The sequence below is a fragment of the Clostridium sp. SGI.024 genome (assembly GCF_050315195.1).
In the GTDB taxonomy this organism is placed as follows: domain Bacteria; phylum Bacillota; class Clostridia; order Clostridiales; family Clostridiaceae; genus Clostridium.
Window position 1 is genome coordinate 59,353 of record NZ_JBNPON010000001.1, and the last position, 14,237, is coordinate 73,589.

Annotated in this window: 16 protein-coding genes; 9 read left to right on the forward strand and 7 right to left on the reverse strand. The window is 27.3% G+C overall.

Features of this window, described 5'->3' with window-relative positions:
- Nucleotides 1-3: 3 nt before the first annotated feature.
- Both ACQRD5_RS00305 and ACQRD5_RS00310 read right to left on the reverse strand, forming a co-directional pair.
- Nucleotides 4-648: a site-2 protease family protein gene (locus ACQRD5_RS00305; protein WP_294166830.1), complete on the reverse strand. Its 645-nt coding sequence runs from the start codon at nucleotides 646-648 to the stop codon at nucleotides 4-6.
- Between the two features lie 130 nt (nucleotides 649-778).
- Complete coding sequence (locus tag ACQRD5_RS00310; protein ID WP_294166829.1) at nucleotides 779-2,272, reverse strand: LCP family protein; 1,494 nt, start codon at nucleotides 2,270-2,272, stop codon at nucleotides 779-781.
- A 227-nt stretch (nucleotides 2,273-2,499) separates the two neighbouring features.
- Here ACQRD5_RS00310 and ACQRD5_RS00315 point away from each other — a divergent pair, with 227 nt between their 5' ends.
- The gene (locus tag ACQRD5_RS00315) at nucleotides 2,500-3,117 is read left to right on the forward strand and encodes a hypothetical protein (protein ID WP_294166828.1); all 618 of its coding nucleotides are present in this window, start codon (nucleotides 2,500-2,502) and stop codon (nucleotides 3,115-3,117) included.
- A gap of 150 nt (nucleotides 3,118-3,267) precedes the next feature.
- On the opposite strand, the gene ACQRD5_RS00320 is transcribed toward ACQRD5_RS00315, so the two are convergent.
- Both ACQRD5_RS00320 and ACQRD5_RS00325 read right to left on the reverse strand, forming a co-directional pair.
- Nucleotides 3,268-3,795 (reverse strand): hypothetical protein, encoded by a 528-nt coding sequence (locus ACQRD5_RS00320; RefSeq protein ID WP_427746392.1) that lies wholly within the window; start codon nucleotides 3,793-3,795, stop codon nucleotides 3,268-3,270.
- Nucleotides 3,796-3,894: 99 nt separating this feature from the next.
- A complete protein-coding gene (locus ACQRD5_RS00325) occupies nucleotides 3,895-4,344 on the reverse strand; it encodes a hypothetical protein (RefSeq protein WP_427746393.1) in 450 nt (149 codons plus the stop codon).
- Nucleotides 4,345-4,698: 354 nt separating this feature from the next.
- Here ACQRD5_RS00325 and rocF point away from each other — a divergent pair, with 354 nt between their 5' ends.
- Both rocF and ACQRD5_RS00335 read left to right on the forward strand, forming a co-directional pair.
- Nucleotides 4,699-5,604, forward strand: coding sequence for an arginase (gene rocF / locus ACQRD5_RS00330; RefSeq protein WP_291629048.1), 906 nt, complete (start codon nucleotides 4,699-4,701; stop codon nucleotides 5,602-5,604).
- A gap of 190 nt (nucleotides 5,605-5,794) precedes the next feature.
- Nucleotides 5,795-6,424, forward strand: coding sequence for an exonuclease domain-containing protein (locus ACQRD5_RS00335; protein ID WP_427746394.1), 630 nt, complete (start codon nucleotides 5,795-5,797; stop codon nucleotides 6,422-6,424).
- Between the two features lie 103 nt (nucleotides 6,425-6,527).
- On the opposite strand, the gene pflA is transcribed toward ACQRD5_RS00335, so the two are convergent.
- Both pflA and ACQRD5_RS00345 read right to left on the reverse strand, forming a co-directional pair.
- Nucleotides 6,528-7,241: a pyruvate formate-lyase-activating protein gene (pflA, locus tag ACQRD5_RS00340; RefSeq protein WP_294362742.1), complete on the reverse strand. Its 714-nt coding sequence runs from the start codon at nucleotides 7,239-7,241 to the stop codon at nucleotides 6,528-6,530.
- Between the two features lie 92 nt (nucleotides 7,242-7,333).
- Complete coding sequence (locus tag ACQRD5_RS00345) at nucleotides 7,334-8,413, reverse strand: GNAT family N-acetyltransferase (RefSeq protein WP_294362744.1); 1,080 nt, start codon at nucleotides 8,411-8,413, stop codon at nucleotides 7,334-7,336.
- A gap of 455 nt (nucleotides 8,414-8,868) precedes the next feature.
- Here ACQRD5_RS00345 and ACQRD5_RS00350 point away from each other — a divergent pair, with 455 nt between their 5' ends.
- Genes ACQRD5_RS00350 through ACQRD5_RS00370 form a run of 5 tightly spaced genes read left to right on the forward strand, consistent with a single transcriptional unit; the run spans nucleotide 8,869 to nucleotide 13,179 of the window.
- Nucleotides 8,869-9,408, forward strand: coding sequence for a helix-turn-helix domain-containing protein (locus tag ACQRD5_RS00350; protein WP_291629110.1), 540 nt, complete (start codon nucleotides 8,869-8,871; stop codon nucleotides 9,406-9,408).
- A gap of 23 nt (nucleotides 9,409-9,431) precedes the next feature.
- Nucleotides 9,432-10,481 carry a spermidine/putrescine ABC transporter ATP-binding protein gene (potA, locus tag ACQRD5_RS00355; protein WP_294362746.1) on the forward strand — a complete coding sequence of 350 codons (1,050 nt, stop codon included), beginning with the start codon at nucleotides 9,432-9,434 and terminating at the stop codon, nucleotides 10,479-10,481.
- Complete coding sequence (locus ACQRD5_RS00360) at nucleotides 10,474-11,328, forward strand: ABC transporter permease (protein ID WP_294362748.1); 855 nt, start codon at nucleotides 10,474-10,476, stop codon at nucleotides 11,326-11,328. The genes potA and ACQRD5_RS00360 overlap by 8 nt, the downstream gene beginning before the upstream one ends.
- Nucleotides 11,322-12,131 carry an ABC transporter permease gene (locus ACQRD5_RS00365; RefSeq protein ID WP_291629060.1) on the forward strand — a complete coding sequence of 270 codons (810 nt, stop codon included), beginning with the start codon at nucleotides 11,322-11,324 and terminating at the stop codon, nucleotides 12,129-12,131. The genes ACQRD5_RS00360 and ACQRD5_RS00365 overlap by 7 nt, the downstream gene beginning before the upstream one ends.
- Entirely contained in the window at nucleotides 12,118-13,179 is a 1,062-nt protein-coding gene (locus tag ACQRD5_RS00370; RefSeq protein WP_294362754.1) for an ABC transporter substrate-binding protein, read from the forward strand. Before ACQRD5_RS00365 ends, ACQRD5_RS00370 begins: the two co-directional genes overlap by 14 nt.
- Before the next feature lie 118 nt (nucleotides 13,180-13,297).
- On the opposite strand, the gene ndk is transcribed toward ACQRD5_RS00370, so the two are convergent.
- On the reverse strand, nucleotides 13,298-13,705 hold the full coding sequence (gene ndk / locus ACQRD5_RS00375; protein ID WP_291629064.1) for a nucleoside-diphosphate kinase: 408 nt from the start codon (nucleotides 13,703-13,705) through the stop codon (nucleotides 13,298-13,300).
- Nucleotides 13,706-13,843: 138 nt separating this feature from the next.
- Here ndk and ACQRD5_RS00380 point away from each other — a divergent pair, with 138 nt between their 5' ends.
- A complete protein-coding gene (locus ACQRD5_RS00380; protein WP_294362756.1) occupies nucleotides 13,844-14,113 on the forward strand; it encodes an acylphosphatase in 270 nt (89 codons plus the stop codon).
- The last annotated feature ends 124 nt before the right edge of the window (nucleotides 14,114-14,237 follow it).

Below are 14,237 nucleotides of genomic sequence, written 5' to 3' on the forward strand. Positions count from 1 at the left end.
AATTTAAAAGAATATTCCTAAAAACACTTTAGCAGTTACAAAAAATAAATTGTATATAAGCGCAACAGGATAAGTTAAAATGTAGCTTCCTAAAGCTACAACAGCTACAAGAATTAATATTTGATATTCATACATTTTACTTCCATATTTATAGAAATTCTTAGGACTAAGTTCTCTAAATAAATCGAAACCTGCAAGTCCTGGTATAGGTAATAAATTAAATATAAATAGACTTATATTTATAGTACAAATACTTCTTAACATCATTCCTATAATAGAATATGTTGAAGTTGATACTAAATTATATGCACTATTCATCCAAAGTTGAAATATAAACATACCTACAAATGCAACTATTAAATTTGCTAGTGGTCCTGCTATTGTTACCTTTATTTCATCCTTATAACCTCTTTTAAAAGCACTTGGATTAGTTTCCACTGGCTTAGTCCATCCAAATCCAGTTATTATAATCATTACAAATCCAATTAAATCTATATGTGCTAGTGGATTTAAAGTTAGTCTCCCATTAAATCTAGGTGTTTTATCTCCTAATTTATCAGCTACTTTTGCTCTTGCATAGCCCTGTGCAACAAAAGCAATTAGTATTGCAGGAATTGTTATTATCTTCATTAATATTTGATTCTGCATTTCAGTCCTCCCTTTATCGACTTTTTTTCAATTATATCATATATAATTATTATATGTTTACTAAAAAGTGGAATGAAAATACACATCATTCCACTTTTATTACTATTCTTATAAATCTTTATTTATTATTTTATGGTTGAGTTGTTTGATTTTGTTGACCTCCAGTTGCTGGATTTACTGGTGTTTCTTGACCTCCTGGTGTTTGTTGATTCTCACCTGTTCCTGCATTTCCATTTCCTTCAGTGCCTGTATTTCCACTTCCACCACTTCCAGTACTTCCTGTTCCTGTGCTTCCATTATTTCCATTTCCATCATTCCCAGATTCTCCTGTCCCTGCATTTCCATTTCCAGCATTTCCAGTTTCAGATCCTGTATTTCCAGTAGTTCCTGTTCCTCCTGTATTTCCACTATTTACAGTTCCCTGTTGACTTTGCCCCTTATTATCATCCGTTCTTGGAGGTATTGGATTTGTATCTTTTTCTTGTTGTGTATAATCTTCTGGTTTTATATTATATAAAGAATTATACCTAGCTTCTTTAGCATTATACTCTGCAGCCACATTTAATACTGAGTCCAAATCAAATTCATCTGGATTTGGTGACTTATTCTCAAATATAAATTCATGCATTATCTTTGAACTTTGTTTAAGATCTATAAGTAGGCACCAACCTCTATCTTTATAATAATAATCTCTTGCAATAAGTTCTGCTTGAGGTATTTGTAATTGCTCAAAATCTAAAGAAGGTAATTTATATATTGTATATGCTAAATTTAAAGCTTCTGGTATATCCATATTAGTTTTTACTTGCTTTGACAAAGTATTAGCAATAGAAACGTATTTTAAAGGATTAACTTCCTTTAATTTATTTGCAATTTGGAATAAAACTTTACTTTGTCTTTCACTTCTTTCAAAACCACCATTTCCAACATATCTTATTCTTGCATAAGAAAGAGCTTGTTGTCCATTTAAGGTTTGTAATCCTGTTTCTGTTATTGGTGGAGATTTTACTCCAGTAGATTCACCTATATATTTATTAACCTCATCTATTTCATAGTCTTTTATATCTGCTTCTATTCCACCAATTTCATCTATTATTTCTTCAAATCCCCAAAAGTTAACTATAACATATTTATCTAAATGAATATTAAAATTATCTTCTATAGTCTCCATAAGTAAATCTGCTCCGCCTTCAAATCCTCTTAGCTTTCCCTTATCATTCAATTCTGAAGAGCCATAGAAAAAGGCTGCATTTATCTTGTCTTCGCCATACTCTGGAATCTCTACTACTGTATCTCTAATTATAGATGTTAACTTAATTTTTTTATTGTTATTATCTAAAGTTGCAATAATTATGGAATCAGCTCTAGCTGCTTCATCTTCAGTTCTACCATCAGTACCTATTAATAAAACATTTGTAATTCCTTCAACTTCTTCATAATCAACTTTATTTTCTTCAGTAGCTTTAGGTGTAGATTTAATATAAACTCTATTTCTAATTTGAATGTAATATCCAAATATAACTGCAATTAAAATAGCTAGTACCCCTAAAGTAGAAATTAATATAATTTTCTTTTTTCGTTTTTTATTAGATTTATTTTTTTTCAATGATTCATTTTCACTCATTAATAATCCTCCCTTTACCTTCCTAATTATATAACTACTATAACAAACAATCATTAATAGAATCTTCTCTATTATACACAAATTATAAAAAATTTTCATTACAAAATAATAACAATATTATCTTTTCTAATTTCTACATTAATATAATATCCATTTTTAAAATTTTTAGATAGTTTATGTTTACTTTATATAATTTTTGTCAATAATTTTAGCAAGGAGTGATAAATATGGATAATATGAATAATAATTCTTCAAAAGAAAATTTAAATAAAAAACAAAAATCAGCTATTTTAGTTGCTATTGTAACATTATTAGCTATTTCTTTTTGTGGAAGCTATTATATTACTAATTACTTAACTAGAAATAAAAATGCTGAAGCTAAAAATAAAAATGTATTTGCAAATAACGAATATTTAAATGATGATATTTTTATAACATTAAAAACAAATGATAATGTAGATATGATAGATAATTTTTTTAATATAAAGAAGAAATTAAATTTAAAAGAAAAATTAACAGAAGGTGAATTATCTGTAGAACTTTCTAAAGAAGGCTATAAACTTTCTGAAAAAGATGAAAAAAAACTTACTTATATTCGTGATAAAGAAATAAAAAGTAATGTTTTGGAAAGTAATAAGTACTATTTAGGAGAAGATAATGGATATATTTCTATATTCAAAACTGATAATAACGGAAAAATAATTGAATCTGAAAAAAAGGTTTATACCGACTCCAAACCTATTAGTAATCTTCCAGAAACAGATCAAAGTTATATAAAAGAGCATAAATTTTCTTTTGATTCAAAAGATGAAGCTCTACAAAAACTTAGTGAAATGATATCTTAATATGCTATTTCAAAATGTAAAATTAAAGAATAAACTGCGCTAGGAGTTTCTAAAAAACATATATTTTTATTCTACATTTTTAATAAAGGAGCTGCTACCACAGCTCCTTAAATTAACATATTTTAATTCGCAATAGTTTAAAATTGTTCATTATTTTCCATTTGAAATTAATTTTATTATGAATAAAATTAGAAATCTGATAATTACTATAAATGCAGATATGAATGAAATAAATACAATTATTATTTCATAAAATCCACTCATTTGTGAATCATCCCTAAATAATCTTGAAATCTTTGCATCTGTGTATTTAACATCAATTATTGTACTTTTTTCTTCCCCACCATCTGGTGAAATAATTGTACCATGAATTACATAATCACCCAATAATATTGGGTCATTTACTACTCCATATGGTAGGTTTCCTGTTAATTCAATATAAAGTGGTTCTATATCTTTATCAGGATATTTCTCCTTTAATATCTCCTTAAGTTTAGCTTTATCTTCAGCAACTTTAAAAACTGGTCCTGTATTTCCTCCAGCCCTTTCGACTTTTATACTAATATCTTCACTTGTTAATGGAACCTTTGGTGTTATTCTCATTGGAATCAAATAGAATGTTAATATTCCTATACTAATCAGTAAGATAATAATTGAACCCTTTTTCATCTTTTTCATTTTATCAATTCCTCTCACTATCCATTAAATATATAAAACTACTCTTAAATTACTATTTATGTATTAGTTTATTTAGACCTAATACGCAATTGTTTAATATTATTCATTTGTAACTATGACTTTTATAGTATAAGATACATGTCCTTGTGTCCATTCCCCAAAGACTTCATAAATATAAGTCCCTTTTTCTTGAGGAACAATAAGTTTATCATTATCATAAGTATATTTATTCTCTTTAGATTCTCCCCAAGCAATAATTTCAACATTTTTGGGTTTTTCTGAAAAAGACAAGAGTAGTTCTGATTTTGGCTTTACTTTATTTCCACTCATAGTGTCAGCAATTTGTTCAGGACTTGCTGAATCAGCAGTAACGGTTTCTTTTTTAGAAAAACCAACATTATTAGTCCATTCATATCCACCCCTGGAAACTAATATTTCAGCCCCATCAACAGATACTTTTAAATCTGGAATATTAGTTTTTCGATTGCTATTGCAGCCAACAAATAGTAATAAGGTTAAAGAAATTAAAATATAGAATGATTTCTTCATAAAATTCTCCTATCTTAATGAATATTAAAATACAATTGCGTAATAATACATATTTTTATTATACATTCACTTGGAATATAATTCCATAAGAAATAGAAATAATATACCCTTGTTGAAAAAAGTTAATAATTATCAACATTCAAATTAAAATTATCATTTAAAAATTATTACGAATTTTCACATTTTCAGACAAATTTTATATTAATATAATATGTAAATTTTAATTTTTATTAGATATTCATAAAAAAAATATTTTTTCTAAAGAAAGTTTATTTTTTTATTTACATATTCACTTTAAGCTATTAATATATATTTATTGCCCTAAAAATTATTATTCACTTGGAGGTTTGTTTTATGAAAATAAGTATTATTGATATGCCTCTATTCTATGGATGTGATAATCCTGGAGTAGAAAAAGGCGCAAAAGTTTTAAGAGAGAACAACCTTCTAGATATCTTTAATAAAAGCCATGAAGTCTGTGATATGGGCGAAGTTCATGTAAAAAATGTTTCTTCAAATGATAAATACGCAGCAAACGCAAAAATGAAGTATTTAGATGAAGTTGTGAGATCAAATATTGGACTAGCTGATAAAGTTTATGATTCCCTAAAAAATTCTTATCTACCAATAACTATAGGTGGAGATCATGCATTAGCAATAGGTAGTATTGCAGGTTCAAGTAAATTTTTTAAGGAAGATCTTGCAGTTGTTTGGGTGGATGCTCATGGTGATATAAATACGCCGGAAACTTCCCCATCAGGAAACATTCACGGAATGCCTTTAGCGAGCTCTATGGGAATTGGATATGAATCTTTGACTAACCTTTATTTCCCAGGACAAAAGGTGAAACCTGAAAATGTATTTTTATTAGGTTGCAGAGACTTAGATTTAGGTGAACTTGAATTAATCAAGGAGTATAATCTAAATGTATGGACCATGAAAGATATTAAAACAAAGGGCATAAATACAGTATTAAAGGAATTAGTAGAAGCTTTAAATAAAAATAATGTTAAAAATATTCATTTTAGTTTCGATATTGATAGCTTAGATCCAACTTATGTACCTGGTACTGGAACTCCAGTTGAAGATGGTTTATCTTTCTCTGAAGGAAAAGAAGTTATTAAAACTATAATAAATACTTCTTTAGTTAGATCTATGGATTTTGTAGAATTCAATCCTGTATTGGATGATAACAAAAAAACTTTAGAAACATGTCTTGAATTGCTAAAAGTTATTTCTAAGTCCTTTGAAGGAAAATAATGTGGGTGTCATCACTGAATATAAAATTAATAATTAGAGGCTGCTTTGCAGCCTCTTTTGGATTTATTAAATTTTTATGTTATTATATAATTTGTAAAAAATATTTTATATTTAATTACTTTAAATGGTGCTGTAGCACTTTAAAATATTAATTAAGTAGTATATAATATACAAAAATTAGGAGGATATAATGAAGCTATTATTTTTTGATACAGAAACTACAAGTATAAAACCAGGAAATATATGTCAATTAACTTATATAGTAGTTGATGCTTCAACTAAACCACAAAAAACTACTGGTAAAAATTTTTTCTTTACTGTAGATAGCATGGATGAAGGTGCTCAAGCTATACACGGTTTTTCATTAGAAAAACTTTATGAACTATCTGATGGAAATGATTTTATAGAATTTGTTCATGAGTTTATGCCAGATTTTTTTGATGCAGATTTCATCATAGGGCATAATGTTCAATTTGATATTAAGTTTTTAAAACACGAATTACAACTGTTATGGGAAGCTGGCCTTATAGATACTACTTGGGAACCTAAAAACACTTTTTGTACTATGGCTTATTATAAATCCATATGCAATATAATTAATCCTTCTGGATCAGTAAAGAATCCTAAGCTTTCAGAAGTAATAGATTTCTTAGAAATAACAGAAGAACAAATTACAAATAAGGCAAATGAACTTTTTGAAGGAAGTGGTAACTATCACGATGCTAGGTTTGATACTGCCGCAACTTATTTAACTGTAATTCAAGGTATGAAAAAAGGATTAATTCCACCTGGATATTTTACAAAGCTTCTTAAAAAATAAATTTATTTAATTATTTTACATTTTAAATTAATATAAAAAATAAAGGAAATTATAAAAAATTTATTATCTTTTTATAATTTCCTTTATTTTATGTTAAAATTCATTAGTATTCACTAAAAAACTTATCTTTAAGTTCTTTACATAGGTCCTTATCCATAGCTGGAACACCTTCTAATCTATATTTCATTTTCATATTTTCATATTTATTTACACCTAATAAATGATATGGTAGCAACTCTACTTTTTCAACATTGTTTAAGGAGTCAACAAATTTCTTTAAAGATTTCATATAAGCTTCACTATCTGTTTTACCAGGTACAACTACTTGCCTTATCCATAACTTAGTACCAGCTTTTCTCACAGCTTCTATAAATTTATTAGTTTCATCAATTTTATTCATAGTCATATCCAAATAACCTTCTTCAGTTAAATGTTTTACATCATATAGGACTAAGTCTGTATATTTCAGTATTTCATCATAATCTCCAAAACCAACTCCTGATGTGTCTAAGCAAGTATGTATTCCTTCTTCCTTGCAGCCCTTTAAAACTTCTAAAAGAAATTCTGGTTGTCTTAGTGGATCTCCACCTGAAAAAGTAACCCCTCCATTTGATGCTTGAAAATAATTTTTAAACCTTTTTATTTTTTTTAGTAAATCTTCACTACTATATTCAATACCTTCTTTTTCACTCCAAGTATCAGGATTATGGCAATATAAACATCTTAATTTACATCCTTGAAAAAAAACTACAACTCTGATTCCTGGTCCATCTACTAAACCCATAGTTTCTATGGAATGAATTCTACCTTTTATCATATAATCTTCCCCTTTGTTTTGAACAATTATAAGAATCTTGAATTTCTTAATTTATTATAATGTGTATATAATAAATTGTCCAACATAATATATTAGTACTGATATAAGAATCCTATTTCTCTAGCTACTTTATCAGAAACTTCATATCCTGATATTTTTCTAATTATATTTACACACAACTTTATATTCCCTATTAAATTACAAGAAATCATTATCTTTCCATTATCAACAAAATCTTTATTAGCTATATTAACTCCATTTATTATATATTTAGAATCGGGTATTGAAATACCCTCCATATTTATTAAATGACTCAATAAATATACTCCATTAGAAAGTGTAGCTATATACTCACAATGACTATAAACTTTATTTAAATATTCTATAATATTTTCATTATCAAAAATATTTTCCTTTTCACTTCCACCAGGTATTATTAGAATATCAGGTAATATATTATTATATTTAATGTTGCAATCTATACCTATAAACCCATCTTTTATTTTTACAGAGTCAACATTAGATACTGAATATACATAAAAATAATCTTCCTGTAGAATTTCATTTCCTTTACTAAAAATATTACAAGCTATAGCATATTCTGTTATATCAACATTATTATATAACAAAATACCAATTTTAATCTTTTCATTAGCCTTGCAACTTATAAAATTATTTTTAGTTAGCTTATAAGTTCTTTGCTCCCTAATATTATTTAATTCTTCAAATCCAATCTTTTTTAATAAAGCTATACTTTCATCAGTCTTAACTGAATCTATGATAGCTTGTCCTCCAAATTCAAAAAAATAATACTCAAGTAATAATCTTAAAGCTTCTTCTCCGTAACCTTTTCTTCTATGTTCATAATGCACTTTTATATTAATCCTTGCAACCTTTGTAGCAGAATTATATCCATGAAAACTAACTTCTCCTATAGGATTATCATTTAAATCATAAATCAAGCAATAAAAATTTTTTCCATCTGTTGGGTTTACCATCTTTTTATAAAACATTTCCCACTTTTCTTTTGGGAATGAATATACTTCTCCAAAGTCCCCCATATTTTTTTTATTTCCCCATAACTCTTCTACAAAAGCTAATTCCTTAAAATCAGGCATTTTAATATAAATTAACTTTCCATTCCTTCTATATAAATTAATTTCACCCTTCATTATATCACCTATAATTATTTTCTTTTTTTTAAAGTAGATATATTAATAAATATCTCATAAATAACTACATTAATCAAGGAATAAGAGTCTCATATGTGAATTATGTAATTGAAAATTAATTTTTTTATTATCTATACTAATTACTTATAATAAATTATTTTTTTTCAGATATTGATTATATCTATAATCATAAAGAACAACGAATTTTCCAACAATTATTCTGTTCTAAAAAATATTTAGTATTTCTAAACTTCAAATGTTGTTTTATTAAACTACATTTTTAATAATCATGATTAACCTCAATGATATCAATGATTTTAGAAGAAATTTTTTTTGTGTTTTTTTATAAAAAATATTGATTTTTTATTTGCAAATATATATAATTACAATTGTTTGTTTAGTAATTTTAAACATAAGGTTTAGTATTAGAAAATATTGATATGGAAGGTGTAATTGTGGAAATCGGTGAAAAAATACGTAGGTTACGTATTGAAAAACAATTAACTCAAGAAGAATTAGCCAATAGATGCGAATTATCTAAAGGCTTTATATCACAAGTTGAAAATGATTTAACTTCTCCTTCAATAGCAACTTTAATAGATATATTAGAAATCTTAGGAACTAACCTAAGAGAGTTCTTTAGTGATGCTAGTGAAGAAAAAGTTACTTTTACATATGAAGATATGTTTGAAACTGAAAATGAAGACTTAAAATATAAGCTAATGTGGCTTATACCTAACGCACAAAAAAATGAAATGGAACCAATTATGATAACTTTAGAACCTAATGGGCAATATATAGAAGAAGAACCCCATGAAGGTGAAGAGTTCGGTTTTGTCTTATCTGGTACAATAATATTGCATCTAGGTAAAAAGAAATTTAAAGTGAAAAAAGGTGAAAGTTTCTATTTTAAGCCTAGATCAAATCACTATATATCAAATTCGGGAAAAACCCAAGCTAAAGTAATTTGGATAAGTACTCCCCCATCATTTTAAATCTATAGAAAGAGGTGTTTATTTTGGAACAAAATATTATAGAAATTAAAGGTGTTTCTAAAACCTTTGAAGATAATTGTGTTTTAGACAACCTTTCATTAAACATTAAAAAGAATGAATTTTTGACATTGCTAGGTCCTAGTGGATGTGGAAAAACAACAACATTAAAAATAATTGCTGGATTTGAAGAAGCAGACAAAGGTGAAATTTTATTTAATGGAAGTGATATTTCATCCTTACCCCCATATAAGAGGCCTGTAAACACCGTATTCCAAAAGTATGCTCTATTTCCTCATATGAATGTCTATGATAATGTAGCTTTTGGATTAAAAATAAAGAAAACTCCCAAAAATGAAATAGACTCAAAAGTTAAGGAAATGCTAAAATTAGTATCTTTAGAGGGCTTCGAAAAAAGAAAAATTGAGTCTTTAAGTGGTGGTCAGCAACAAAGAGTAGCAATTGCTAGAGCACTTATTAATGAACCTGAAGTACTTCTTTTAGATGAGCCTTTAGGAGCTTTAGATTTAAAACTTAGAAAAGAAATGCAAATAGAACTTAAGAGAATACAACAAAGATTAGGAATTACCTTTATTTTTGTAACTCACGACCAAGAAGAGGCATTAACTATGTCAGATACAATAATAGTTATGAACAAAGGTAAAATTCAACAAATGGGATCACCAGAGGATATTTATAATGAACCAGCTAATGCTTTTGTTGCTGATTTTATTGGTGAAAGTAATATATTAAATGGAAAAATGCTTGAAGATTGTAAAGTTGAATTCTGTAATAGAATTTTTGAGTGTGTTGATAAAGGATTTAATAGTAATGAATTAGTTGATGTTGTTATTAGACCAGAAGATATAAAAATAGTATCAGCTGAACAAGGAATGTTAAAAGGAAATGTAAAGTCAATTATATTTAAGGGAGTTCATTATGAAATAGAAGTTGAAGAAGGAGATAATATTTGGATTCTACATAATACTAAATATGCTGAAGTAAATTCTATAATAGGTTTAGATATTTATCCTGAAGATATTCACATAATGAGAAAGGTTTCAGGCAATGAGTAAATTAAAAGGATCTAGAAGAAATCTAGCTGCTTATCCATTTATATTTTGGAGCTCTCTATTTATTGTAATTCCTTTATTAATAGTATTATTCTTCGGCTTTACAGTTTCATCTCCTGATGGAAGTTATTCTTTTTCAGCAGAGAATTTTTTAAGATTAATTCAACCACAATATATTAAAGTTTTTGAAAGAAGCTTATGGCTTGCTTTTCTATCAACTTTTTGGTGCTTAGTTTTAGGTTATCCTATTGCTTATATAATTTCAAAAATGAAACCTTCAAAAGGTAATATTTTAATTATGTTATTCATAGTTCCAATGTGGATGAATTTCTTACTTAGAACTTATGCATGGCTACCTATACTAGGTAAAAATGGTTTTATCAATAATATACTTGGCTATTTAGGTTTAGGACCATTTAATTTCTTATATAATGATGGTGCCGTAATATTAGGTATGATATATAATTTCTTACCATTTATGGTTTTACCTATATATACTGTTTTAACTAAAATTGATACTGATTTATTAAATGCAGCATCTGATTTAGGTGCTAATAGAAAGCAAGTGTTTATGAAAGTTGTTCTTCCTTTAAGCATGCCAGGCGTAATTTCTGGTATTACAATGGTATTTATGCCAGCAGTTTCAACCTTTGTAATTTCTAGATTACTAGGTGGTGGTCAATATATGCTTTTAGGTAACTTAATTGAACAACAATTTACAACAATGGGTGACTGGAACTTTGGTTCATCAATTTCAATATTTATGATGGCTATTATATTAATATGTATGGCTGTAATGAGTTTATTTGATAGTTCAGAAGCTAAAGAAGGAGGTGGACAATTATGGTAAAGTCTTTAGAAAATTTTATTAAAAAGTTTTATTTAATATTAGTTTTTATCTTCTTATATATGCCTATTGCTGCCTTAATAATATTTTCCTTTAACGATTCAAAAACTATGGGAAAATGGTCTGGATTTACTTTAAAATGGTATGTTGAATTATTTAATAATGAAAATATTATAAAAGCTCTTTTCTTCACAGTAGTAATTGCTATTATTTCTTCTTTGGTAGCTACAGTAATAGGAACTTTAGCAGCTATTGGAATTAACAAAATGAAGGGGCCAAAAAAAGCACTATTATTAAATATAAACTATTTACCAGTATTAAATCCTGATATTGTAACAGGTATTGCATTAATGAGCTTATTTATATTCTTAAGACCTCTTACTAAGTTAGATTTTGGTTTTACTACAATGTTACTTGCACATATTACCTTTAATATACCATATGTAATACTTGCAGTTTTGCCTAAGCTTAGACAATTACCTGAAAATATTGAAGAAGCAGCTTTAGATTTAGGTGCTACACCATCTTATACACTAAGAAAGATAATATTACCTCAAATTAAACCTGGTATCTTTGCTGGTATGCTAATGGCCTTTACAATGTCAATTGACGACTTTGTTATAAGTTTCTTCACTGCTGGACCAGGAGTTACAAATCTTTCAATTGAAATTTTTGCTATGGCAAGAAGAGGTATTAAACCTGAAATTAATGCTCTTTCTACATTGATGTTTGTAACAGTACTAACCCTTTTATTAATAGCTAATAGAAAGGAATTTACAAGAGGTGATAAAGTTGAAAAAGCTTAAGAAGTTTGTAGCTATCTTATCTTCATTAATATTTATATCTTCAGCTTTTGTTGGTTGTAAAAATAATAATGAAAGTGGAAAAAGAACTTTAAATGTATTTAACTACGGTGATTATATAAATGAGGATTTAATAAAAAAATTTGAAGATGAAACTGGCATAGATGTAATTTATGACACTTATGAATCTAACGAAATAATGTATCAAAAGGTTAAGAATAGCCCTGGTACTTATGATTTAATCTTCCCTTCAGACTATATGGTTGAAAAAATGAAAAAAGAAGATATGTTAGAAAAAATAGATTTTAACAATATACCAAACTATAAATATATAGGAGAAGATTTTAAAAATTTATCTTATGATCCAAGCAACGAATACTCTGTTCCATATATGTGGGGTACTATAGGCATTATATATGATGCTGATAGAGTTGATGAGGTTGTAGATAGCTGGGATATATTATGGAATGAAAAGTATAAAGGCGAAATATTTATGTTTGATTCTATAAGAGATACCTTAGCAATATCATTAGTTAGACTTGGATACTCAATGAATTCTGTAAATAAACAAGAATTAGATGAGGCAGCAAATGAATTAATAAATCAAAAACCTTTAGTTCAATCTTATGTTATGGATGAAGTAAAAGATAAGATGATAAATGGTGAAGCTATCTTTGCAACTGTATATTCTGGAGATGCTATATACATTCAAGAAGAAGCTCTAGATTTAAACCTTCAATATGTTGTTCCTAAAGAAGGTTCTAATAAATGGTTTGATGTTATGGTTATACCTAAGGGAGCAAAACATAAAACAGAAGCAGAAGAATTTATAAACTTCTTATCTGATCCTGAAAACGCCAAAGAAAATGTTGAGTATATAGGATATGCTACTCCTAACTCTGGAGCTTATGCTCTTCTTGATGAAGAAACACAAGAAAATGAAACTGTTTATCCTGCTGACGAAGTCTTAGATAAATGTGAGATATTTAAGGATTTAGGAAATAGTATTAAGCTTTATGATGATGTTTGGTTAAAAGTAAAAATAAATTAGATTTTATATATCATATTAAAAGAGCTGCCTAAGCAGCTCTTTTAAATTGCTAAAAATATATTTATTTTGAAAACTCCTTATAAATTTTCTTTCTTAATTTTCCATTATTCATCATTCATTATCCATTGTTTCCAAACCATAGCTTTATTTCTCTATTAGCACTATCCATACTATCTGAAGCATGAACGCAATTTTCAGTTTTGCTACTAGAATACATTTTTCTTATAGTTCCCTCTTTAGCCTTTTCAGGATTAGTATTACCATTTATCTGCCTAATTCTTTCTATAGCATTTTCTCCTTCAAGAATCAAGGCACATAAAGGTCCACTAGTAATGAAATTTAATAGTGGTATATAAAAATCCTTTCCTATATGTTCTTCATAATGCTTACTTGCAAATTCTTCAGTAATTTTCTCCATCTTCAAAGCTATTACCTTTAGATTATTCTCTTCATACCTCCCAATAATCTTTCCTATTAAATTTTTTCTAACAGCATCTGGTTTTATAAGTACTAGTGATTTTTCCATACTTTTTCCTCCCATAAAAATCCAATATTAAATTATACCCTTTATTCACAGATTTTATTAGTATTAATTTAGTATATTAACTCTTTTTCTTAAAATTATGGTATAATTTTCTTATCAATTAATGTGAGAGGTGGTATAGTGACTAGATATTATATTGTTGTTGATGGAAGAGTTCAGGGAGTTGGATTTAGATATTATTGCCAAATGAATGCATCTAGCCTTAATTTGACTGGCTGGGTACATAATATGTCAAATGGAATGGTAGATATGGAAGTACAAGGATCTGAAAGTTCAATTCAAAAGTTTATAAGTCTTATTAGTAAAGGAAATTATTTTATTAAAGTTACATCACTTTCAAAAAAAGAAATACCTATAGTTCCTGATGAAGATAAATTTAAAATCAAATAAAAAAGGAGATAGATAATATATTCCTTGCTCCGTCGCTTCGCTCCAAGTCGCCAGAATATAATATCTATCTCCTTTATACTGAAGGTAATAATTCCTCCATAACTCGGAATTATGAAAATTCCTC